Below are 25776 nucleotides of genomic sequence, written 5' to 3'. Positions count from 1 at the left end.
CCATGATAGCATTTCTTGATCATTTCCTCTTTCAACTAACCTCCTTTTTATTCCTGCCCATATTCCTGGCACTATTTGCCATGGTATGCTGGACAACCATTTCATTAGGTATATTCCTCCGTGAATGGATAGATCATAAACGCAAAGGAAGCCAGCGGCTGCGGGTCTTTCGGCAAGAACACGATGAATCGATTGCGGAAATCTTGCGCAATCCGAAGTATGCGGATATCCGGCTCACCGAAATGGTAAGGCGATGGGAAAAAAAGCTGAACAACCGCTTGGATAACATCCGTTTCATGATCAAAGCGGGTCCTTCCATTGGGCTTGTGGGCACGCTGATTCCCATGGGGCATGCCTTGGCGTCACTCTCGTCTGGCGACATGACGGCCATGTCTGAAAACATGGTTACGGCATTTACATCCACTATTGTGGGCATCACTTGTGGCACCATCGCTTACCTTATCGCCCTGGGCAAGGAAAAATGGCTGCATGCCGATTTCCTGGCCTGCGAGGTATATGTGGAGACACGACTGCGCGAAATTGCTCCTTCCGATAAGTGGAATGTCCCCGTGGAAAAAGAAGCGATAGCCGTGGAAGAAGAAAATATGGTACGATGAAGCTGTTGACCAATAGCCGCATGGAAGGCCGGCAGGAACCTCTTGAAGATCCCATCAGCGGAGTAGCCAATCTGTTTGACGTAAGTGTAGTACTTATTGTGGCGATGATTTTTGCACTCATCTCGGCCCTCAATATGCTGGATCTTTTTGACCCCAATACGGAAGTGACCGTCACCAAGCAGAACGCCAATGGGCAGATGGAAATCATCACCAAAAAAGGGAAGGAAATTAAGGTGAAGAAACTTACTCCCGAGGAAGCCTCGGGCAAAGGAGAACGGCTTGGTACAGCTTACCAGCTGGAAGATGGACAGATCATTTATGTGCCGGAAGGAGAATGATGACGAATAAATCACCCTTTATAGCCATGGTTGTCTTGCTGGCTTTGCTTGGCTACGGTTTCGGTGCAATGACGCAGCAAGTAAAAAAAGTGAGCTTACTATTAACCGAAAACTACGGAAAACCAGCACATGAGGCGATAAAGGAACTTGAAGCACTGCCCGGCTTTGCTGATGACTACCACGTATCAGTTGTTACAGCAGCTGAAAGCGAAGGCTTAGCAACGGCAGACCTCGTGGTTTGTTATGTACATGCTGGAGGGGTGATCGAGCGGTTCAATGCGCCATTGCGCTCGGCCTTGACCCGTGGTGCCCATTGCTATGCCGTGGGTACTACGCCCGAAGAAGAGGCGTACAAAAAACAAGGGATACGGTTCGATATGGATGTGGCCCGGTATTTCGAACACCCCAGTCCCGAAAACCTCAAGAATATGCTGCTTTTCCTGCTGCATCGCCACTTCGACAGCCCATACCCTTATGCCGAAGTGCAGGAATTGCCAGAAAGCGGGCTGTTTGCTTTCGAAACGGGCAAGGTGTATGACCGCTTTGCCGATTATCAAAATTCCGGCATCCGGATTAAGCTCGGGGCACCATGGATAGGCTTGTATACCTTCCGCTATGAGGTGGTTACACGGCAGTTGGAGCATATACAGGCTTATGCTGCCGCACTTGATTCCGCGGGATTCAATGTGCTACCTTTCTATGGTTATCCATTGGATAAGGCCATCGACGCGTTCTGCCTTGATGACGATGGCACCTCACGCGTGGCGGCCCTTGTATCGTTCTCGTCGCTGCCGGGATCGTCTACCGTAGTGCTGCAAGAAGCCTTCGAACGGCTGGGAGTACCTGTCATCAATGCCATCAATATCGCTGAAACCGCTGACGAATGGCGGCAATCGCCACAGGGGCTCTCCGTGTTTTCGCGGACCATGGCGCTGGCCCGACCCGAACTTTCTGGACAGATCCAACCCTTCGTGGCCAGTAGCATGGAGCAGGTGGATGATGGAACAGGCCATCAATATAAAACCAAAGTGGCCATTGCAAGTCGGGTAAAGCGGCTGGTGGGCAGGCTTCAGGCTTGGACACGCCTGCAACAGAAGTCAAACGAAGGCAAACAGGTGGCCATTGTCTATTACAACGGGCACCCGGGCAAAAACAATATCGGTGCCAGCTACCTCAATGTATTACCCCAAAGCATGGAAAATATCCTGAATCGCCTCCAGGCGGAAGGATATGACTTGGGAGACGATGCGCCAACGGGAGAGGCAATCTATGGTGCAGTGATGGATAGCGGCCGCAACATCGGCTCTTGGGCACCCGCCGAGCTCGATCGCCTAGTGAAAGAAACAAATCCGGTGCTGGTGCCTATTGAGGCATATAAGAGGTGGTTTGCAGACTTGCATCCCCATCTACAACAGCAGGTGCTTGATAAATGGGGTGCCCCGGAGGAAGCCCGGATTATGGTGTGGGAAGACGCCTCGGGTAAGCGCTTTTTTGTGCTGCCAAGGGTGCAGTATGGCCACATCCACCTGATGCCCCAGCCGGCCAGGGGATGGGATGAAGATTCGGAAGCGCTATTCCACGACATTACACTACCCCCTCACCATCAATACATCGCTTTTTACCTTTATTTGCAACACGAGCTGGATGTGAATGCCGTGGTACATCTAGGTACCCATGGCACGCACGAATGGCTATCGGGCAGGGAGGTTGGCTTTGATGATGACGACGCATCCGAGGCGTTAATCGGAGACCTCGTGAATATCTATCCGTACATCGTAGACAATGTGGGTGAAGGTACCCAAGCCAAACGCAGAGGCATGGCCGTCATCATCGACCACATGACGCCTCCTTTCGACCAAGCGGGAATGAACCCCGAGTTACGGGAGCTCGCCGGAGTAATCAACGACTATAGCGCGGCCATGGAGAAGAGCCCCGCATTGGCCGAAATCCACCTGGCTACCATTAATCGACTGGCGAAAGCCGCAGGCTTGCATAAAGATCTTGGGATGGAGCAAGGGTTCGCTGCAGCGGATATTGAAAAGCTAGAACATTACCTGCAGGAAATCAACGAAAACCAAACCCCAATGGGCCTGCATACGTTTGGGATGTCGCCCGATTCGGCCAAGGCTCAAAAAACAGCGGCGGCCATTGCGAGTAGACAGCAACAGTTATCGCCCAAAGCCCGCGAAGAGCTAATGGAAGATATGTTTCACCGGATAATGGTCAGCGGACAAAGCGAGATGGATGCACTGATGAGCGCCTTGGAAGGACGGTATATCCGGGCGGGACAGGGCAACGATCCCATCCGAAATCCCGATGCCCTGCCCACTGGCAAAAACTTTTTTGCGTTTGACCCTTCCCGTATCCCCACGGAAGACACTTATCAAGCGGGGGCCAGCATGGCCAGGCAGCTTATTGATGACTATCAGCAGCGGCATGAGGGGCAATACCCCGATAAAGTGGCCATCAACCTCTGGTCCGTGGAGACCATCCGGCATGAAGGCATCATGGAATCCCAGATTTTGCACCTGCTGGGCATCAGGCCTGGGTACGATGGCTTTGGCCGTGTGAAAGGACTCGAAGCCATCCCACAAGATAGTTTGGGAAGACCCCGTATCGATGTGGTAGTACTGCCCTCTGGCTTGTATCGCGACATGTTCCCCAACTTGATGCATCTGCTCGACCAAGCCGTGGCGCTGGCTTATGAACAGGATGAGCCGACCAACTTCGTGCGCCAACACATTGATACCACGATGAACCGGCTTGTTGCTGAAGGCATCCGCGATACAGCGCTCGCCAAACGCATGGCGTCGGTGCGTTTATTCGGTGTGCCTAGCGGCGCCTATGGCACCGGACTGAACGATGCTATCCAAGCATCAGCTAAATGGGACGATGAAGGACAGGTGTCATCCGTGTATTTCAACCGCATGGGTCACCTTTACGGACAGGGATTTTGGGGCGACCGGGATATCATTGCCGATGAAGGACAAACGGCAAAGGACTTGGTCATCGGCCTCTTCAAAAAGACATTGGCCGGTACGAAGACGGTGCTTCATAGTCGATCCTCCAATGTGTATGGTGCGCTGGACAACGATGATTTCTTCCAGTACCTCGGCGGCGCAGCCATGGCGATACGTGCTGTAGATGGTTCTTCCCCAGAAGTGGTGGTAACGAATCTTTCTGACCCCAATGCCCTGCGCCAAGAAAGCTTGGATAAATTCCTTGGAAGGGAACTGAATACACGGTACCTCAATCCCAAATGGATTACGGAAATGCTGGATGAAGGCTATGCTGGAGCACGTATGGTAGGCCGGGTGGTCGATAACATGTGGGGATGGCAGGTGACGGTGCCGGAGGCGATTGACGAACAGAAATGGCAACAGTGGTATGATACCTATGTTGCTGACAAATATGAGTTAGATATCAGGCAGAAATTCGCCGATGCTAATAACACGTATGCCTACCAAACCATGCTGGCCCGAATGATTGAGGTGGTTCGCAAGGAATATTGGAAACCGGATGAACAGGTAATGGATAAACTCATAGACGCCTACCTGCAAACAATGGAGGACACGGGCCTTTCCTGCGCTGAAAATGTCTGCGGGAATGAAGCGCTTACCGAATACATCGTAGGCAGGGTAGACAATGGCATATCAACGAAGTTGGTAAACAACCTCATAGACCGGCTGGGGAATATACAGCAGCAACCAGCCGTGGGTAGCGTTGCCCCTCGCCCTGGCCAACAGCCATCACAGTCAATACAACCACCACCGCCTATACAACAATCCCCAGCAAGGGAAAGGCCACAGGTGAAAGATCAGTCTGACGCCAAAGCGACGGAAAATATAGTGAGTGGGTTTAAAATGGAAGAGACTTTGAGGGATTCTCCAGACAAAAAGCCAAAGGCATTGCCCGCTCATACTCCTGTGGATAGTCGCTATTTAATTGGATTGGGATTGTTATTGCTATTGGCATTTAGTTTTGGTAAGCGATTGAGATAGAAGAGAATATCTTGCCATACATATAGGGTATTCTGCATACCTCGAATGGTGATAATAGCTAGCAGATAAAAAAAGTGAAAATTTATTTTGCATAGTGTAGAAAATACACTATCTTTGTGCCATCATAATTTAGGTTTATAATTGGTTAGTAAAGGTTTCCATTCTCCCCGTTTGGAAACCTTTCATTTTTTTGGCTATTGCCAGCCGCTTTGACGATGTGGGCTACATGCCCTGTAACAATCCCTAAAGCCGGCTATCTAAACTAACAAAATCTGTACGTATGTATGATTATAGCATAGAAACACAGGCACTCCAATTCCGCTTTGGCACACAACAAGTGGTAGACAATGTATCATTACAAGTGCCTAAGGGTAGCATATATGGCTTTCTTGGACCCAATGGGGCAGGTAAGACGACAACCATCAAATTGCTGCTCAATCTATTGCGTACCCGAGAAAAGAATATCTATCTGTTTGGGCAAGAACTGAATGCCAAGCGGGTTGGGATTTTATCACGTGTAGGTTCACTAGTGGAACAACCCGCTATATATGGGCACCTCAGCGGTAGGGAAAATCTCACCAACCGGGCGATGCTTCTCGGTGTCCCAAAGAAGAATGTACAGCAATTGCTTAAGCTTGTAGACTTGGAACAGGCAGCTGAAAAGAAAGCCAGCAACTATTCGCTAGGGATGAAGCAGCGTTTAGGGATAGCCCTTGCGCTGCTTGCTGATCCGGAATTGCTAATCCTCGATGAACCCACAAACGGCCTTGATCCCAATGGCATTATCGAAGTGCGTGAATTGCTACAAGACCTTGCCCAAAACCAAGGGAAAACCATCTTTGTTTCCAGTCACCTGCTTGCCGAAGTGGAAAAGATGGCCACACATGTGGGCATTATCAATAAAGGCAAACTCCTCTTCCAAGGAAGTATACATGAGCTGCATGCACTCAATGCAAGCCTGGTGCGTATCGGGGTGGATAGGCTTGCCGAAGCGGGCGAATTTCTTACCCAAGAAGGATTTTTGATATCCGCTTCGGACGGATTTCTGAACGTACCTTTCAATAGCCAGGAAGAGATGGGGCGCGTAAATACCTTGCTGGTCAACCATGGATTTACTGTGTTCTCCCTGCAACACCAAAGGAAAGACCTGGAAAACCTATTTCTTGATATCACGAAAAACTAACTATGCATTCATTCCTTGTTTCCTTACGTTCGGAATTTTATAAATCGCGTAAGACATTAGCTTTTTGGGGCGCAATATTGCTTCCCGTGGCGATTATCAGCCTGATTACGTTTGGTTTCTATGCCAAAAGCGGTAAATTTACCCAATCAGAAGGCATCGTAATCTGGGGGCAGTACGTCGATGGTGTATTGGGGGTGATGGGGGTATTGCTTATGCCCATGTTTGTGATTTTTGTGGCTTATTCAGTCAATAACATCGAGCATCGGGCCGATATGTGGAAGAGTATCTTTAGCCTGCCACTCAATCGGTGGGGTATATACGCGGGTAAATTTGGCTTTGCTGTGTTGCTCATTGCGCTTTGCCTCTTTTTGTTTGCTGCCCTCTTACTGGCTGGAGGCAATATATTGGGCGTAATGAAACCCGACGAGCTCAAGTTTCATCAATATAATTTTGCCGCGGAGGCTTTTTTGCTACATACCAAGCTGTTTTTGTCTGGCATGGGTATCCTCGCTATCCAATTCCTACTGAGCTTGATATGGACAGACTTCATCAAACCCATGGGCATAGGCTTCCTGAGTACCGTTGCAGGCATCATCGCGGCCAATGTAAATTGGGAATATGACTACCTGATCCCCTATGCACATCCCTTGTTGGCCTTGCAATCCATGAAACCCTCGGAAAGTGGCACCGTGGATGTCAATGTTTTTTCACAAGAAGTGGTTGTGGGGCTTATTGTAGCCGCCGTGGCTTTTGTCCTTGGCTATATCATTGTAGCGCGCCGAAGTGTAAAGTAAGTGTGGAGAAGCGAGTTGTTTTGACTTAATTAACGTCCAATCTACCGGGCTCCCTCAGGTTTTTTCCTTCCATTTGCATCAAGGCATCTCCCATGTCTTCTCTGGCCTGTTGTGCCAACTGGAGCATTTTTTCCACTACTTCCGGATTTTTATCCGCCAGGTTATTAGTTTCGCTGATATCGTCGCCAAGGTGGTACAATTCCGGTTTTTCGATTTTGGTCATTTCATACTTAATGGGGATGCCATCGTCCCTGAACGGCTGTCCTGCTCTAATCCTGCGGTAAGCGTGCGGCAGGTAAAGCTTCCAATGGCCCATTAAAACGGCTTGAAGTTCATTCTTGTTATAATAGATGTAATAGGCCTCATGCGGGGAAGTCTCGTTTTCCTCCAGTTGTATCAACGGCCATATATCGAGCCCATCGATTTTATGTTCCGGCAGTTGCCCTCCTGTAAGGTGTGCTATGGTGGGCAACAGGTCTATGGTCATGGCTGCCTCGGTCTGGGTTTTACCTGCGGGCAACTTGCCCGGCCACCTCATGATGCATGGCACACGCACGCCACCTTCCCAGGAGGTGCCTTTTCCTTCGCGCAATGGATTTGCCGAACCGGAATGACCACTATAGGAAAGCCAGGGGCCATTGTCCGATGTGAAAATAACCAAGGTATTATCATCGAGGCCATGTTTTTTAAGGGCTTCCAGGATTTGGCCAACCGACCAGTCGATTTCCATGATTACATCTCCATATAACCCCCTTTCGGATTTGCCTTTGAATTTATCCGAGACAAACAAAGGCACATGAGGCATACTATGGGCCAAATACAAGAAGAAGGGAGTTTCCGTATTCCGTTCGATAAAATCCAACGCTCTTTCGGTATACCAAGTGGTCAGCAGGTGTTGATTTTCGAGGGTGTCGATGATATTTTCATTTTCATATAAGGGCAATGGAGGATAATAACCCTTGTTCTCGGGATGATGAGGCCACATATCATTGGAATAGGGCAGGCCAAAAAATTCATCGAAACCTTGCCTGGTTGGAAGGAATTCCTTGTGGTGCCCGAGATGCCATTTGCCGATAATGGCGGTACGGTAACCAAGCGGTTTGACCACTTCTGCGATGGTCGTTTCTTCGGGGTTCAGGCCATATTCGCTGGTGTGATTCAAGGCACCATGGATACCCACCCTATTGGAATAACTGCCCGTTAGCAGTGCGGCCCTGGAGGCCGAGCAGACAGCCTGTGCAACATGGAAATTAGTGAATTTGACCCCCTCTGCAGCCATTTGGTCCAAGTTAGGGGTAAGGATATCCGGCGATCCAAAAACGCCAACGTCCTCATAGCCCTGATCATCGGTAAAGATGACAATGATATTAGGGCGTTTTGCCGGCGATTTATGCTGGGCTTTGGAAAGGCTGCAATGAAGAAATAGTGCCGGAATCAGTAAATAGAATAAAATATACTTGGTCATGTAATAATTCTTTTGACATGAAACATGCTGGTATCAATAGGTGTATAGCCGCTAAGTTAGGGAATGTTTTCTTTTTTTGGGAACAAAACTGGAGGTGAATAAGAAAACAATAGCGAAGGAGGCTAAACTAAGGCAAAGACCTTTTGATAGATGAGCCGGAACCATACGGTATAAGCTTGAGGATTGGATTGAATTTCATCTTGGAGATCTTCAAAACGCCACCATTGGTAATCGGCTACCTCCTCGGGATTGATGAGGGGCGTTTTGTTGGTATGGCCTATGAAGACATGGTCCAATTCGTGCTCAACCAAACCGTTGTCAAATGGCGTGCGGTATAAAAAAGTAAATGCGAAGGTCAATGGAGTTTCCAGCCCCATCTCCTCCCCTAGCCGTCGATGTGCCGCTGCCAGCGCTTCCTCACTGGGAACCGGATGGCTGCAGCAGGTATTGGTCCACAGGCCGGCACTATGGTATTTGCTTAGCGCCCGTTGCTGGAGCAGTAGCCGTTTATCGTTGTCAAATATGAAAACACTAATGGCCCGATGCAGCAATCCTTGCCGGTGGGCCTCCAATTTTTCCATGGTGCCAACAGCCTGATCTTGCTCATTTACCAATATGACATTTTCGGTTTGCATATCAAACGGTCTTCACATAACGCTCATCGTAATCCTCGATGTCAATGATGTAATCATTCTTAACGAGAAACTCAAAGAGCGGTCTCGCCTCATCCGATACCGGCATGTTTTTGGTCGTGATGATTTGATTATCCTGTTTATTGAGATAAGGATAGGCATATAGCTTTACGTTTTTGCTAAATAAGCCACTCACATAAGCCAGCAGTTCATTGGTATAATCACCTTTGTTGTATTGTGTGGAATTGAAGACGTTGCGCAAGTTGGATATATTGGTAGAAATGCCCACGTTACGCGGTTTGAATTGGGCAAGATATTCGGCCAAGTAATGATTGCGTGTGAAGTTGGACACGAGGATATGATTACCCGTGCTGCAAAGGTATTCGGCACGCTCAGCGAAATAAACTAAGTCTTCGTTGCTAATGTCAGGGGTTTCATCCAGCGCATTACTCATCAGCACCTCAATCATCACCACCAAATGGTTGTCTTTGATGCCGAGATTGCGTTTAAACTGGTCTACGGCAAGATTAAACAGGTCAAAGTTCGGATTGGATTTCTGCCGGTACTTCGTGCGCAGAATCATGATATCTTTTTTGTATAAAAAGTCCTTGCTTTGATAGGCTGAGCCCTCAGGGTTGAAAATAGCCGCCTTGGAAAACCCTTTGGCAATGAGATAAAGATTGATGAGTCGCTCATTCACATCCTTGAATACGGGGCCATTCAATTTCACCAAATCAATTTCCACGGAGCCCGGTGAAAGGTTGTCGGCCAGTGATTCAATCATGGTTTGCACATCCTGGGTATAATAATAGGCTGCGAAAACAAGGTTTACGCCGAGTATGCCCAACACTTTTTGCTGCAACATGGTATCGCTATCCAGTAAGCGCACATGGAAGATGATGTCGTTTGGGGGGCCTCCTGCTTCATGCTGGAAGCGGATGCCGATCCATCCGTGGGCGTCATTGGTTTTGCTAAAGTTCAGTGCGGCCACCGTGCCGGCGAAGGTAAAGAGTCGTTTGGTGTGGTATTTTTCGCCGGTGAGGCGTTCCGTGAGCAACTCAAACTCATGTACCAGCATTTTGCGTAGCCGCGAGCGGCTCACATATCTTCCCGAACTCTCCACGCCGTAAATGGCATCGCTGAAGGCCATGTCATAGGCCGAGATGGTTTTGGCAATGGTGCCCGATGCTGCTCCGGCATTGAAAAAATTGCGGGCTACCTCCTGTCCAGCACCGATTTCTGCAAACGTACCATAGATTTCTTCATTCAGGTTGATGCGTAGCGCTTTTCGCTTCGTTTCGAAGATTTCTCTTGCCATGGGACAAAGATAGGGCTTTAGAATTTTAGATTTACGATTTACGATTTTAGATTTACGAATTTTGAATTAGCGTTTTAATTCTTGACTTTTGCTTTTTAACTTAACGTTTTTAATTTTTGCTTCATGTACAAAACCCTCCAACCCGCACTGCAACAAGAATTGCAAGCGATCAAAGATGCCGGACTATATAAAAATGAACGTGTGATCGTAACGCCCCAAGGGGCCGACATCGAGGTTCAAAGTGGCGAAGCGGTAATCAACTTTTGCGCCAACAATTACCTGGGGCTATCATCACACCCCGAAGTGATTGAGACGGCCAAGAACACCATCGATTCCCATGGCTATGGCATGTCGTCTGTACGTTTCATCTGTGGCACGCAGGATATTCACAAGTCTTTGGAAGAAAAAATATCACAGTTTCTCGGCACGGAAGATACCATCCTTTATGCGGCGGCTTTTGATGCCAATGGAGGGGTATTCGAACCCTTGCTTGGTGCCGAAGATGCGATTATCTCCGATGAACTCAACCATGCTTCCATTATCGACGGGGTGCGGCTATGCAAGGCCCAGCGATTCCGCTACAAGAACTGTGATATGGCCGACCTGGAGGAGCAGCTCAAAGCTGCGCAGGGCGCCCGCCATCGCATTATCGTGACCGATGGGGCTTTTTCTATGGATGGCAGCATTGCTCCCCTGGACAAGCTATGTGATTTGGCCGACCAATATGAAGCGTTGGTGATGATTGATGAATCGCACTGCACGGGATTCATCGGCAAAACCGGACGGGGCACGCATGAGTTGCATAGTGTGATGGACCGCGTAGACATCATCACAGGCACCTTAGGCAAAGCCTTAGGCGGAGCCTCCGGTGGATTTACCGCTGGCCGCAAGGAAATCATCGACATGCTGCGTCAGCGCTCACGGCCTTACCTGTTTTCTAACACGTTGGCTCCAGCTATCGCCGGAGCATCTATCGCTGTGCTGGATATGCTGAGCCAAACCACTCAATTGCGAGATAAGCTGGAATATAACACCAACTATTTCCGCAGGAAAGTGACGGAAGCGGGTTTTGACATCAAACCAGGGGTACACCCCATTGTGCCCGTGATGCTGTATGATGCGAAACTGGCCCAGCAATTTGCTGCTAGGATGCTGGAAGAGGGCATTTATGTGATTGGGTTCTATTTTCCTGTGGTGCCCAAGGAAAAAGCCCGTATCCGTGTACAGCTTTCCGCTGCCCATGAACAGCATCATTTGGACAAGGCAATAGCTGCATTTACTAAGGTGGGCAAGGAATTAGGGGTTATTCAGTGATCCCAAAGAGACTCATAATAAATCACCCAACTCTAATAAATTTTCCCTACCTTTGCGCCCTCAAAATTGGTAAAAAAGCTTCGGCGAAATGCAGAAAATCAGAAATATAGCGATCATCGCACACGTAGACCACGGGAAAACAACGTTGGTAGACAAGATCCTCCACTTCACCAACCTCTTCCGCGAGAATGAGCAAATGGGTGAACTCATACTGGATAGCAACGACTTGGAACGTGAGCGAGGCATCACTATCGTGTCCAAAAACGTATCGGTACAGTATCAAGATATAAAAATCAATATTATAGACACGCCCGGTCACGCCGATTTTGGGGGAGAAGTGGAGCGTGTATTGAAAATGGCCGATGGGGTAATCCTATTGGTGGATGCTTTTGAAGGCCCCATGCCTCAAACGCGTTTCGTGACCCAAAAGGCACTGGCTTTAGGCCTTAAGCCCATTGTGGTGGTCAACAAGGTCGACAAGGAAAACTGTCGCCCCGAGGAGGTATACGAGGCTGTGTTCGAACTGTTTTTCAACCTCGATGCCACGGAAGAACAATTGGATTTTCCGGTATTGTACGGGTCGTCCAAGCAAGGATGGATGTCTACCGATTGGAAACAACCAACAGATAATTTTACCGCCCTATTGGACGCTATATTGGAGCACATCCCTTCAGCACCGTATTCAGAGGGAACATTGCAGATGCAGGTTACTTCGTTGGATTATTCCTCTTTCGTAGGGCGGATAGCCATTGGCAGGGTGGCACGGGGCAGCATTAAGGAAAACCAGCCGATATCCTTGGTCAAACGGGAAGGCAAAATCGTGAAATCACGCGTGAAAGAACTGCATACCTTCGTAGGCCTTGGTCGAGTAAAAGTGCAAGAAGTGAAAGCTGGGGATATCTGTGCCGTGGTGGGGATTGAAGGATTTGACATTGGCGACACGATTGCCGACTTCGAAAACCCGGAGCAACTGGCGATCATCAAAATCGATGAGCCCACGATGAATATGCTCTTTACCATCAACAACTCACCGTTCTTTGGCAAAGAGGGTAAATTTGTAACCTCACGACACCTACATGATAGGCTACATAAGGAAATGGAGAAGAACCTTGCCTTGCGAGTGGTGCCCACCGAATCACCGGATTCGTTTTTGGTCTATGGTCGAGGCATCCTTCACCTGTCGGTACTGATTGAGACCATGCGTCGCGAAGGGTATGAATTGCAGGTGGGGCAACCGCAAGTAATCATCAAAGAAATCGATGGCGTCAAATGCGAACCTATTGAAACCATGGTGGTGGATGTACCCGCCGAAGTATCGGGCAAGGTCATCGAACTGGTCACCCAACGTAAGGGCGAACTCCTGGTGATGGAGACCAAGGGCGACATGCAGCACCTCGAATTTGATATCCCCGCGCGGGGCATCATCGGCTTGCGTAATAATGTGCTCACCGCTACCGCTGGTGAAGCCGTGATGGCACACCGTTTCAAGGGCTATGAACCCTGGAAAGGCACGATCCCAGGCCGACTGTCCGGGGTGCTGGTATCCATGGAGAAGGGACAGACAACAGCCTATTCCATCGATAAGCTACAAGATAGAGGACGGTTTTTCGTAGACCCCGGCGTGGATATCTATGAAGGGCAAATCGTGGGTGAACACATCCGTGACAACGACCTTGTGGTAAACCTCGTAAAGGGCAAGCAGCTCACCAATATGCGGGCTTCAGGTAGCGATGACAATACGCGCATCGCCCCTGCCGTTAAATTCTCGTTGGAAGAATCGATGGAATATATCCAAGCAGATGAATACATCGAAGTGACACCCAAGAGTATTCGCCTCCGTAAGATTTACCTCACGGAAAACGAGCGTAAGATAAACGCGAAGAAGTTCCAGTAAAAGCTAAACCCGTAGGGGTTTTCAATAACCGGGGTTTTGTTCTAACGTGGGATTTGTTTGTCGTTCAGCTGCGGGAATGGGCAATAGGAGATATTTCGGGTCAAACCGATACGTATCGCTCCCCTCTGCTAGTTGTGATAGAAAAGCATCCATAGTCGTTTGCATTTTTTCTTCTCCCTGCCTCACAAGGTCAAACCAGCGAAGGAATTCACCGGCAAATTCTTTTCTTCGCTCTTCGAATAGCGCCTCTCGAAACGCTTCCTGCGATGGGATGGAGGTAGCATCCCATGGGGGTAGTCCGGCCCGCTCCCGAATGCGATTAACCAGCTGAAACGCCTCACCATCCGGCACATAGCCTAACTCATTCAGTACTTCTGCATACATCAACAGCACGTCGGTATAGCGTAGTATGGATAGGTTTACACCATAGTCAAATGGATCTGGCGGTACGGCCCCATGTGCCAGTTTGATAAAAAGCAACGTACTGGTATCGGTGACATTACTGCTGGAGGTATACCCCTTTTGTATGGTAAAATCACGGCGGTTATCCAAGGTGTCATAGCTGTTATAAAGGTCGCGTGATACAGCCAGCCAAAGGGAACGACCCCCATTGGGGAAAAGTTCCGACCGGATGTTTTCCGGCACCAGCGTGTATACCAACTGATTTCCCTGATTTACCAAGCCCGATGTGTATTGGACTTGAAAGACATGTTCCGAGCCATTGTCCCGGCTATCAAGAAAACAATCGGCAAAGATATCGTAGATGGCATACCGCTCTGATTGGATGATTTCTTCCAAAATCGGATGTGCCGCATCATAATCTTTAGAAAACACATGGAGGCGAGCCAATAGCCCTTTGGCGGAATAGGCCGTGGCACGGCCGGCTTGGTCGCCTGTCTGTTCCTCCGGCAATAGTTCCGCGGCCTGCTCAAAACCTGCAGCAGCAAAAGCCATTGTCTCCTCCTGCGTGGCACGGGGGATGGTTGTCAATTCCTCTGCTGTAAGGGGAGCTTCGATGATGGGAACACCACCGAAAAGCCAGCCAAGCTGAAAGTATGAAAATGCCCGTAAGAATAAGGCTTCTCCTTTGATGATGCCCCTCCACTCCTCGTTGATGAATGTGCCTTGGTCTATCGTGGCGAGGATGTTGTTGTTGCGGTTAATGATGGCCCAATAGGCTGACCATATCGACAAGATATTAGTCTCTCCATCAGAGAAGCCCATCCGGGTATAGGGATTGTTTGTAAACGTACTGATGTTATCGCTTAGGCTCTCCAGCACCAATGGATATTGGTAGCTATGGATGCCCCTAAGGCCGCCGTAGGCACCTGCGATGGCTAATTTGAAATCCTGTTCGGTGGTATAAAAATCATTGGCATTATAATTCGATTCGGGAGATAGATCAATATCTTTGTTGCAGGCCGTGCTGCAAAATACCACAATAAGGAATGCTATACATGTTTTATAATAGGATACCATTGTCATTGTTTTTAATTGTTAGCGATCAAAATACCACATTAATGCCCAAGGTATACCGGCGTGAAAGGGGATATGCCCCATAATCTACACCTGCAGCCGTGCTTTCATTGCCTTCATTATTTGCCTCAGGATTGGCTCCAGGATAATCGGTAAACGTGTATACATTATCTCCCATCACATAAATACGGGCGTTGCTTATTTTCAAGCGTTCAAGCAAACTCGATGGCAGGTTATACCCCAAGGTGATGTTGCGGATACGGACAAATGACGCATCATACACCCACGTATCATTATAAAATGGGTTCACACCAAAAAAATTGGGTGTTTCACCATCCCAAGTCATATCACGCCCTGCGGGAATGGAAGCCATGCTCTCAGGAGATTTGTAGGAATAGCGCCAGCGGCTGTATTGGTTGGTGCCATCACCCACGCCGTTATCAAATCCCCTTCGTCCCTGATAGAAGATCTCGCCCCCTTGCTGACCCTGCAGGTCGAAACTGAAATCGAACCCTTTGAACGACAGCTTGCTGGATATGCCCCATAAAAAATCGGGCTGGAAACTACCAACGGCTGCCTGGTCGTCCGTATTAATGATGCCATCGCCATTGACGTCTACCGCCCTCAAATTGCCGGCCAATTGCCCATCAAGTGTAGGTACTAGCGGATTGCCATCGGCGTCAAAATCCGACGCTGTAAGCAACCCCTGTGTGCGATACATGTAATAGCTACCTACGGGATGGCCCACACGAGTCACAAAGGCATCGCCATTCCATGAGTTGATGATAATCGGCGCATTATCTGGCCCCATGCTCAATACCTTATTTCGGTTTTGAGAGAAGTTGAACGACGTATTCCAACGTAGGGATTCATTATTGATGTTCTGGGTGGTAAGCTGGAGCTCCCATCCATTGTTTTGCATCTCGCCGATGTTGCGGCGGATGGTAGAAAAACCACTCAAACGGGTGACGGGCACCCTGAGTAACAGATCGCGCGTGCGGTTGAAATACATATCGGCAGTAAACTGTATCCGGTCCTCGAACAGAAAAACATCCAACCCTATATCACGCGATATGGTGGTCTCCCAGCTCAAGTTGGGATTAGGAATGTTGGAAGGCACCAGCCCATTTACCAACTTGCCATTGAGGTTATAGTTTTGTCCGGCAAGCAAAGAAATGTGTTCATAGTTGCCGATACGGTCATTGCCCGCCATACCAATGGATGCCCTGATTTTAAGCAGCGACATCCATTCCACGTCGCTCAGGAAATTTTCCTCGTTGATCTTCCAACCCACGGAAAGGGAAGGAAACAAACCCCACTTATTATTGGGGCCGAACCGTGAAGACCCATCATAGCGCGCCGCCAAGGAGAGCAGGTACTTATCCAAAAAATGATATTGTATACGGCCAAAGAATGAGGTGATGGCGTTCACGCCAATGGAGGTGGTAGCCAACGTGGGATTGCCTGCATTATTGAGTGAAGGTATCAAGTCATTGGGATAGCCATCGCCGCCTGCCGCCATGTATTCCTCACGGAAACGTTCAAAGCTCTGCCCCAAAAGGACATCCAAAAAATGACTGTCCCCGAGGTCGGGGACATAGTTCGCCGTATTTTGGATGCTGAAATGGTATGTATTGCGGTTAGTAGCGAACCCGGTGGCTTGTGCTCCCTTATTGACATTGAATGGAATAAATTCATTATATGTAGCATTATGGGAATTATACCCCAATTGGGAGCGCAAAGTCAACTCAGGGATGGGGGTATAATCCGCAAAGGTATTGAGCTGAATGTTGGTGCCTTTGCCTGCTGCGGTCATTTCTTCCAACCGCACCAGTGGGTTGATAAAGGTTTGTGCTTGTGAATAACCTGTTGCCTCCGTATTCTGATCGATACCTACAACAGGAGGCATCACGATGGCGTAATGTGCATTGCTTTCCTTGCCTTCGGTATTGGGGTTGTTTTGCCGAGTGGCAGACAAGGCAAGGTTTGCCCCTATTTTTAGGGCTTCTCCGATATTGAATAGCGTATTTGCCCGCAAATTGTAACGCTCAAAACCCGTATGGTGCATTACCCCATCTTGCCGTAGGTACCCTCCTGACACCACATACGATCCGATTTCGCCACCCCCTGATACATTGAGGTTGTAATTTTGCATCATTGCCCGGCGGTAGATGATATCTTGCCAATTGTTGTTGGGTAAGCTACCGGGTGTCAGGTAGGATTCCGGGTATTGGAACTCGGCTGGACGGCTTGTAATAGGCTGGCTCAAATCGCCGCCCGTGAGCCGGAAACGTTCATTGCGCACATACATGATGTAAGCGGTGTAATCCTCGGTATTCATCATGGGCAATACATTATCTACTTTCTGAAAACCGGTATAGGCATCAAAATCGATTTGCGTTTTGCCTTCCGCACCCGAACGGGTGGTAATAACAATTACGCCATTGCCTCCCCGGGCTCCATATATCGCCGCTGAAGAAGCGTCTTTCAGCACTTCCATGGACGCGATATCCCGGGGATTTATATTGCGCATATGGTCTTGCGGGATACCGTCAACCACGTACAGGGGCGAACTGGAGGCCGTGATGGAATTAATCCCCCGAATTTTGACGTTCATGGCAGACCCAGGTAGTCCCGAAGGCTGACTCACCCGTACACCTGCAATTTTGCCGGCAATACCTTCTTCCGTGTTGGTAATGGCATTGTTCTGAAAGTCTGCACCCTTGAGGGTGCTTACTGCCCCGGTAAGGTTTTTCTTCTGCACCGTGCCGTAGCCGATTACCACCACCTCATCTAAAGCCTCGGCAGCAGCTTCCGTGAGTTCAATGGTTTGTCCATTGGCTAAGTTCATGGGCATTTCAAAGGTTTCGAACCCCAGCAGGGAAAACACCAACATGGAAGAGGAGTCTGCCGAAGTTTTGATTTCGAAAGCTCCTTCTTCATCAGACTGTACAAGAACATCTGTACCCTTAACTTCAATGGTGACTCCAGCTAACGGGGCTTTTTTACTGTCGGTCACCCGGCCTTTTACAGCGTCTTGCTTGGCGGTGTCTTGTGCTTTGATTGTGTCCTGGTTGGTAATTTGATGACGAACGGATAAACCTGAAGCTTTGGTTTTTTGGCTATGAAGTGAAAGTATAATGCCCCAGCAAACTATGCTGATCTTTACCGAAGTGAAATAAGAGGAATAGGTGATCACATAGTTTCCAATATTTTTTTCCATAATGTAGTATACGCCTGAAGCTAGTGTTTTGTTTTTTATAATTGACTGTCTGGGGGTAGATGCGTTTTCTCCCGAATGGAGTCCATTGATTCTCGTGAGATAAGATGTAAAAACCGTTCCAGTTTTATGCATATGATTCATATTCAGAATAGTATAATGAAAAATAGAAAAAGAAGGTGTAGAAAAACTTACCCCATTTGGGTAAGAACATGCAAGGTTAAAGGGGCTTAACTATCGGCATTGGGTTTTACAATTTCACGATGCCTCGATAAATTTTTCGTAGGTTTGACAAATAGATTAAAGGTAACCAAAACCTTGTTGTGACCATGTTACGCTTCTTTTTGTCAATCGTATTGTGTATGTGCCCAGGAGTATGGCTGGTAATCGCGACAGCACAAACAGTACAATTCCAACAATTGGATATGGATGATGGCTTATCCCACAATAACATCACCGCGATTCTTAAAGACGACCAAGGGTTTCTATGGTTCGGCACTCCGGCGGGGCTCAACCGCTATGATGGCCATCAAGTAAAATTATTCAGGCATATCCCTAAAGATATGCAGAGTCTCATGGACAATGGAATAAACGACTTGTTTATGGGCCCGGAAGGCCGGCTATGGGTGAAGACCCAGATGGGCTATAACATATACGATGCCCGCACGGCACGCTTTATCCGTAATGCGGATAGCGTATTGATGGAAATGGGTATTCCGGCTGGTGATGTATTAAGTATCAAACAGGATTCAATGGGAAGATACTGGTTTTTGCATGGCAATGGGCAGCTCTACGGATATGACGCACAACAACATGAGTTGAGGGAATATAGGGGTGCACCAGGGGCAGCGCCCTTTACGAGTATGTCCTTGGGCGGGGATGGCAGTATTTGGCTGGTCAGTGAACTGGGCTTGGTTCAACGGCTCGACCCCAATACCTTGGCCATCCAATGGTCGGAATCAATTTATACTCCGGCCACGGAAACCCGGGCCAACTATAAGCTCTTCATTGACCGTGATGGCCGTCCATGGGTGTACGCCAAGAACGTCCCCATAGGGGTGTATTGGTGGCCCGATATACAATATCCACCCAAACATTTACATACGCAATCCGAAGGGGTAAGGCTCAATAATAATTTTGTGACCAACATCGACCAGGACGTGGAAGGAAGGATGTGGCTTGCCACCGACCATGGAGGGATCAACTTGTTCGATAAAAAGGACCATAGCATGGCCTACCTTGTGAATGATGAATTCAATGACCGCAGCTTATCGCACAACAGCACCACAACACTCTACCGGGACGTGGACGGCATGATGTGGGTGGGCACGTTCAAGGGAGGGTTGAGCTATTACCACCAGCATCAGGTACAGTTCCCACTGTATAGGAGCCATCGCGGGGATCCAACGGGACTGCCCTTTGATGATGTAAACTGTTTTGTGGAAGACCAAGTGGGCAATATTTGGATTGGAACAAACGGAGGTGGGCTTATCTATTTTAATCGGCGTGAAAACCGCTTTACGCAATATACGCACAATCCCAAAGATCCCTATAGCTTAAGTAGTGATGTGATTGTGAGCCTTTATCTCGATAAAGCAGGTGTGCTGTGGGTGGGTACCTATTACGGCGGGCTCAATCGGTTTGATGGACGTAGGTTTGTCCAATATAAGCACAATCCTTCCAATTCGAAAAGCATCAGTGACAATAGCGTGTGGGAAATATATGAGGATTCCAAGGGTCGTTTTTGGATTGGCACCCTTTCGGGCGGGGTAAATTTGATGGACAGGCAAAGGGGAACGTTCACCCCATTGGGTTTCGGTGCTGATGGTGGGCCTCGGTCCTCTTACGTTTCGGTCATCATGGAAGACCATGAGCATAACATTTGGTTTGGTACAGAGAAGGGAGTGGAGGTGTTAGAACAAGGTAATGGTCAATATCGGTATTTTTCCTATGATTCACGGAATGCCAACAGCCTGAGCAACGACTATGTGGCGGATATATTGGAAGATAGCCGGCATCGGATTTGGGTGGCCACGCGAGAGGGGCTCAACCTGTACCGGCCCGGTACGATGGATTTCGACGTGTTTCGGGTGGAGGATGGGCTGCCTGATAATTCGGTATTGACCATTGAGGAAGATATGGAGGGCACCATTTGGGTGAGTACCGCAAAGGGCCTTTCGGCCATTAGGCAGGTGCAATCAGCACCTCGCCATTGGCGCTTTAGGAACTACGATCGCCGTGACGGCCTTCAAGCCACGGCCTTCAATGAAAATGCTGCGCGGCGCTTGGTGAGTGGCGAACTGCTCTTTGGTGGCCCATCGGGCTTCAACATCATCGATCCATCACGGATCGTGCATACCTCCGTACTGCCCAAGCCGGTTTTGACCGACTTTCAATTGTTTAACCGTAGTATCATATTACCTACCGCTCCCAGCCATACTCGTAAAATAACGCTTCCGCATGACCAGAATGTATTGAGCCTGGAAGTAGCATCCTTATACTTCCTGCATAAGGACGGGGTTTATTTCCGCTATAAACTCGAAGGTTTTGGTGAGGAATGGTTGGTGATGGACAATGAATCGCGCAAGGCTACATTCACCAACCTGGATCCGGGCGATTATCGCTTCAAGGTAATGACCTCTACAGATAATGAATCATGGAGTGATGAGTACACGCTGGTAGATATCACCATATTACCACCGTTCTGGAAAACAGGATGGGCCTACTTTGCTTATTTGGTGGTATTCGTGAGTGCGCTGTTGTTGGTACGACATATTGAACGAATGCGTGAGAAAACGCGTTTTGCCCTGCGTCAAGAGCGGGAAGAAGCTCGTCGGATACGCGAATTGGACCGGATGAAAACCCGATTTTTCACCAATGTAAGCCATGAATTCCGGACACCGATAAGCCTTATCCTTGCGCCCCTTGACAAACTGGCCAGTGAGGCTACAGACGATTCCACAAGACAGCACCTCATCCTTGTGCAACGCAACGCCAAACGCTTGCTCAACCTCGTAAACCAGCTGCTCGATTTCAGGAAGATAGACACACAGGTATTGCAATTGAATCCCGAAAAAGGTGATATTGCCATGGCCATTCAACAGCATTTTGGGTCATTTACAGATTTGGCAGAACGAAAACGGATTGATTATAGACTTTCAATGCCTGAAACACATTTATACGTGTGGTTTGACCATGATAAATTGGAACGGATCTTATTTAACCTGTTATCCAATGCATTCAAGTTTACACCGGTGGGTGGCCAGGTAACGGTGGACGTGTCATTCACGCCTGAATCTATGGGTAAACCAGAACGGGAAATGACCATTACGGTTCGCGACACGGGAATCGGTATCCCTCAGGAAAATCAAGCTCGGATATTCGACCGTTATTTCCAACATGATACGCCGCCTAGTATGCTCAATCAAGGTAGCGGCATTGGTCTTGCCATAGTCAAGGAATATACACTACTGCTGAATGGAAAAATCGATGTGGAGAGCATCCCAAACGAGGGGAGCGCCTTTACGGTCACCATCCCGTTAATGGAAATTGTAAACGGAGATATTGACGTAGCAAAAGAAGTGCTTAATGAGCAGCCGCTATTGCTGGCGAAAGCCAGTGAAGCACCATCAACAGGGAGCATGCGACGTGTATTGTTGGTAGAAGACGACGAAGACTTCCGGTTTTATTTGAAAGATAACCTACGCGCGTATTTCTCCATACAGGAAGCCAAGGACGCCGAAGAGGGATGGTCGCTAGCATTGGCCTTTCATCCCGATATCATTGTTTCGGATGTGAGTATGCCTGGAGATGACGGTGTGGCGTTCTGCCTCCGGCTAAAAAAAGACAACCGTACACGGCATATTCCATTGATCCTACTTACTGCCATGGCCGATGAAAGCACACAGTTGGCGGGAATCAAGGCTGGTGCAGCAGATTACATCATAAAACCCTTCAATTTTGAACTATTGCGGTCTAAGGTGAGCAGCCTCCTTAAACAAAGGGAGGCCATGGAAAGGACATTTAGAAAGCAACTTGATGTACGGCCAGAAGAAAAAAAAGTGATTTCTGTCGATGAACAGTTTATGCGCAAAGCATTAGACGTCATCACACGCAACATGGGCAACCCCAATTTTTCCGTGGAGCTATTGGCGAGAGAGATGAATATAAGCAGAGTAGGCCTTTATAAACGAATACTTACCCTTAGCGGATACACACCATCTGAATTTATTCGCAATATACGCCTCAGGCAGGCAGCCCAATTGTTAGAGCAATCGGGGATGAATGTGGCTGAGGTGGCATACGAAGTGGGGTTTGGGAACCCCAAGCAATTCAGCAAGTATTTCAAGTCCTTGTACAATACTTCCCCATCGGCATATCGCAAGGAAACCTGATGGCTGAAAGGCCCAAAACAAGTGATTATAGGCGAAAAGGCAAAGAAGGTTTACCAAATCACCCCAAATTGTTAACATAAGCATCCCCCCGTAACCCGATATCCCCCTTAATTTTGTGCTATAGCTAACCACTGTATGCTTGTGCTGTAAGACAAGGGTACATTAGCCAATGTTAACTGGAGTAAGCCACCGCGTAAGTTTTTATAACCATGAGATTCCTATTTATTGCATTATACTTGATGATTATTGCCGCCATGCCAACGATGGCGCAATCCAATAAGGCAACATATATCCAAACGGATTTTGGTGTCACTATTGAATATAAGGGACTCCAGACGGCTATTAATCAGCAGTTGGAATTGGAAGTCATTACAGACGAAATTATCCATGTGGTGTCAAGACCGTTGGGTCATGAAGCAATCCAGCGGGAGTCGTTGATTATTGTCGATTCCCTTAGGCGTACGGCGGGGCCATGGACGCTGGAGGAGAAAGGCGACATGTTATCGCTTGAAACAGCATCATTGGTGGCCCATATCTCGCTGCACACCGGTGTGGTAGATTTCCATGATCGGATGGGCAATCCCATTGTGACCGAACAGAAGAGGAATGCACAATCGTTTGTAGCTGATGCGTTTGGTGGGGATGCCTTTTATCAGGTGAAACAAGGGTTTGTGATCACTGAGGATGAAGGACTTTATGGTCTAGGGCAACATCAAAACGGGGTGATGAATTATCAAGGGCGGCAGGTGACGCTTTTGCAATACAATACGACGATTGGCGTGCCCTTTTTGTTGTCAACCAAGAATTATGGTATCCTTTGGCATAACTATTCCATCACCAAAGCAGGCGACATCCGTCCCTTGCTACCTCTTTCTTCATTCAAGTTGCATGCTTCCGATGGCGAGCAGGGCTGGCTAACAGCCACTTACCGGGATAGAAATAACCCTGATAACGTAATCGTTTCACGGCCTGAGTCAACGGTAGAATACGCTTACCTGACCGATCAACACAAATTGCCCAAAGCGATAGACCTCTCCCAAAGCTTGGTGCATTATGAGGGGCAGATTGAATCGCCCTATGAGGGCCTGCATCGTCTACATTTTAAGTATTCTGGATACCTAAAAGTGTGGATAAATGGTGAGCTTCAACAGGACCGCTGGCGCGAATCATGGAATGCCGGATCCTTTGAATTGGATTTAACGATGGAAAAGGATCAAAAGTATCCCATCAGGGTAGAATGGTTGCCGGATGGTGGTGAGGCTTATCTCAGCATCAATTGGCAGCGACCACTTCCTGAAGTTGGTCCCCAGCTTTTTTCTTTTGACTCGGAAGCCGGCGATGCGGTAGACTATTACTTCATTGCTGGTGATAATATGGACGATGTCATTGGCGGGTATCGGCACCTCACGGGCCGTGCACCCATCATGCCCAGGTGGTCCTTTGGTTTCTGGCAAAGCCGCGAGCGCTATAAAACGCAACAAGAACTGTTGGATGTGGCCGCCGAATTCCGCAAGCGGCGCATACCCATAGACAACATGGTGCAAGATTGGTCGTATTGGCGCGAGCATGACTGGGGCAGTCACGATTTTGATGCCGGTCGATTCCCTGACCCCGATGGCATGATCAATAGTTTGCATCGGGATCATTTCAGAATTATGATCTCTGTGTGGCCGAAAATCAATGAGGAGTCCAGTGTATATACGCATTTCAGGGACAATGGATGGTTGTATATGCGTAATATCCATGACGGTCGCCGCGATTGGATAGGCAAAGGCTATACCTCTACCTTCTATGACCCGTTCAATGCAAGTGCGCGACAAGGGTTTTGGGACTTGATGAATGAAAAGCTCTATAAAAAAGGGATAGATGCTTGGTGGATGGATGCTAGCGAACCAGATATCCACTCCAACATCAACCTGGAAGAGCGGAAATCCGTGATGCAGCCAGCCATTGGTTCATCAGTAAGGTACTATAATGCCTTCCCATTAGAAAATGCACGAGGTATTTACGAAGGGCAACGACAAACGGACCCTAACAAGCGGGTATTCATCCTCACGCGTTCATATTTTGCCGGCCAACAACGCTACGCCGCCGCGGCTTGGAGTGGTGATATCTCATCCCGCTGGCATGATATGAAGGATCAGATTTCTGCAGGGATTAATTTCTCCATGTCGGGTACACCTTATTGGACCATGGATGCGGGTGGATTCCTGGTAGAAAAGCGCTTCCATAACCCCAATGCCGATGACTTGGAAGAATGGCGTGAACTGAATGCGCGCTGGTATCAGTATGGGGCATTTCTCCCCCTCTTCAGGGCACATGGGCAGTTTCCTTTCCGTGAGCCGTTCAACATCGCTCCCGAAGGGCATCCAGCCTATGCGAGTATGGTCTATTCCATCAACTTGCGGTATCGTTTGCTTCCCTATAACTACTCATTGGCCGGTAAGACCTATTTCGATAATTATTCGATGATTAGGGGGATGGCCATGGATTTTGCCCAGGATAAGGAGGTGCTCAACATCAACGACCAATACCTCTTCGGCCCTTACTTATTGATTAGTCCAGTTACCGAAAAAGGTGCCACATCACGCAATGTGTATTTGCCAAGTGGCCAAGGCTGGTATGATTTCTACTCCGGCGCATATATACAAGGAGGGCAGCATATTGAGGCCGAGGCCCCTTACGAGCGTATGCCGCTGTTTGTAAAAGCGGGGAGCATCCTACCGTTGGGGCCGGCGGTGCAATATACCGACGAGAAAAAGCCAGAAGAAATCACCCTCTACATCTATGCGGGAGTCGATGGTAATTTTACCCTATATGAAGATGAAGGCACCAACTACAACTATGAACAAGGAGCATTCAGCACGATAGCCCTGCACTACCATCATGCAACACGCCAATTGGTGTTTGGTGAACGTAAGGGCACATTCAATGGGATGCTGAAAAGCAGGACCTTTCGAATCGGGTACATTACGGAGGATCGACCCGGAGGATTTGACAAAGAAGCTGGGAGAATGACAACTATAAAATACAACGGAAAGGAGAAAACCATTCAATTGGATTAATAACAAGACAATAAAGCCGGGTGCCGGGGCTGATAGCCGGCAAGATGATAATTTATGGAATAACC

The 25776-nt window shown here is 48.4% G+C and carries 14 protein-coding genes; 9 read left to right on the top strand and 5 right to left on the bottom strand.

Annotated elements, in window-relative coordinates:
• The first annotated feature begins 2 nt into the window (after positions 1 to 2).
• The 5 genes from NF543_RS06250 to NF543_RS06230 all read left to right on the top strand — a co-directional run bounded on the left by NF543_RS06250 (position 3) and on the right by NF543_RS06230 (position 6933).
• Positions 3 to 617 carry a MotA/TolQ/ExbB proton channel family protein gene (locus NF543_RS06250; RefSeq protein ID WP_257667252.1) on the top strand — a complete coding sequence of 205 codons (615 nt, stop codon included), beginning with the start codon at positions 3 to 5 and terminating at the stop codon, positions 615 to 617.
• The gene (locus tag NF543_RS06245) at positions 614 to 955 is read left to right on the top strand and encodes a DUF2149 domain-containing protein (RefSeq protein WP_257667251.1); all 342 of its coding nucleotides are present in this window, start codon (positions 614 to 616) and stop codon (positions 953 to 955) included. Before NF543_RS06250 ends, NF543_RS06245 begins: the two co-directional genes overlap by 4 nt.
• The gene (locus tag NF543_RS06240; RefSeq protein ID WP_257667250.1) at positions 952 to 4956 is read left to right on the top strand and encodes a cobaltochelatase subunit CobN; all 4005 of its coding nucleotides are present in this window, start codon (positions 952 to 954) and stop codon (positions 4954 to 4956) included. Before NF543_RS06245 ends, NF543_RS06240 begins: the two co-directional genes overlap by 4 nt.
• 280 nt (positions 4957 to 5236) lie before the next feature.
• A complete protein-coding gene (locus NF543_RS06235; protein ID WP_257667249.1) occupies positions 5237 to 6139 on the top strand; it encodes an ABC transporter ATP-binding protein in 903 nt (300 codons plus the stop codon).
• A gap of 2 nt (positions 6140 to 6141) precedes the next feature.
• Positions 6142 to 6933 (top strand): ABC transporter permease, encoded by a 792-nt coding sequence (locus NF543_RS06230; RefSeq protein WP_257667248.1) that lies wholly within the window; start codon positions 6142 to 6144, stop codon positions 6931 to 6933.
• A gap of 25 nt (positions 6934 to 6958) precedes the next feature.
• On the opposite strand, the gene NF543_RS06225 is transcribed toward NF543_RS06230, so the two are convergent.
• The 3 genes from NF543_RS06225 to NF543_RS06215 all read right to left on the bottom strand — a co-directional run bounded on the left by NF543_RS06225 (position 6959) and on the right by NF543_RS06215 (position 10348).
• Positions 6959 to 8398, bottom strand: coding sequence for a sulfatase family protein (locus NF543_RS06225; RefSeq protein ID WP_257667247.1), 1440 nt, complete (start codon positions 8396 to 8398; stop codon positions 6959 to 6961).
• A gap of 122 nt (positions 8399 to 8520) precedes the next feature.
• Positions 8521 to 9033: an isopentenyl-diphosphate Delta-isomerase gene (idi, locus tag NF543_RS06220; protein WP_257667246.1), complete on the bottom strand. Its 513-nt coding sequence runs from the start codon at positions 9031 to 9033 to the stop codon at positions 8521 to 8523.
• Position 9034: 1 nt separating this feature from the next.
• Complete coding sequence (locus tag NF543_RS06215; RefSeq protein WP_257667245.1) at positions 9035 to 10348, bottom strand: nicotinamide mononucleotide adenylyltransferase; 1314 nt, start codon at positions 10346 to 10348, stop codon at positions 9035 to 9037.
• Between the two features lie 123 nt (positions 10349 to 10471).
• Between NF543_RS06215 and kbl the strand changes: the two genes are divergently transcribed.
• Positions 10472 to 11662, top strand: coding sequence for a glycine C-acetyltransferase (kbl, locus tag NF543_RS06210; protein ID WP_257667244.1), 1191 nt, complete (start codon positions 10472 to 10474; stop codon positions 11660 to 11662).
• An 88-nt stretch (positions 11663 to 11750) separates the two neighbouring features.
• The gene (gene typA, locus NF543_RS06205; RefSeq protein ID WP_257667243.1) at positions 11751 to 13556 is read left to right on the top strand and encodes a translational GTPase TypA; all 1806 of its coding nucleotides are present in this window, start codon (positions 11751 to 11753) and stop codon (positions 13554 to 13556) included.
• A 21-nt stretch (positions 13557 to 13577) separates the two neighbouring features.
• On the opposite strand, the gene NF543_RS06200 is transcribed toward typA, so the two are convergent.
• Together NF543_RS06200 and NF543_RS06195 are read right to left on the bottom strand one after the other, a co-directional pair.
• Positions 13578 to 15035, bottom strand: a complete 1458-nt coding sequence (locus NF543_RS06200) for a RagB/SusD family nutrient uptake outer membrane protein (protein WP_257667242.1) — start codon at positions 15033 to 15035, stop codon at positions 13578 to 13580.
• Between the two features lie 25 nt (positions 15036 to 15060).
• Positions 15061 to 18255, bottom strand: a complete 3195-nt coding sequence (locus NF543_RS06195; RefSeq protein ID WP_257667241.1) for a SusC/RagA family TonB-linked outer membrane protein — start codon at positions 18253 to 18255, stop codon at positions 15061 to 15063.
• Between the two features lie 326 nt (positions 18256 to 18581).
• On the opposite strand from NF543_RS06195, the gene NF543_RS06190 reads away from it, so the two are divergent.
• Together NF543_RS06190 and NF543_RS06185 are read left to right on the top strand one after the other, a co-directional pair.
• On the top strand, positions 18582 to 22646 hold the full coding sequence (locus tag NF543_RS06190) for a hybrid sensor histidine kinase/response regulator transcription factor (protein ID WP_257667240.1): 4065 nt from the start codon (positions 18582 to 18584) through the stop codon (positions 22644 to 22646).
• A gap of 209 nt (positions 22647 to 22855) precedes the next feature.
• On the top strand, positions 22856 to 25711 hold the full coding sequence (locus NF543_RS06185; RefSeq protein WP_257667239.1) for a TIM-barrel domain-containing protein: 2856 nt from the start codon (positions 22856 to 22858) through the stop codon (positions 25709 to 25711).
• Positions 25712 to 25776: the final 65 nt, after the last annotated feature.

It is taken from the genome of Parapedobacter tibetensis (assembly GCF_024704835.1).
GTDB lineage: Bacteria > Bacteroidota > Bacteroidia > Sphingobacteriales > Sphingobacteriaceae > Parapedobacter > Parapedobacter tibetensis.
This window is presented reverse-complemented; position numbering and strand designations above follow the sequence as displayed.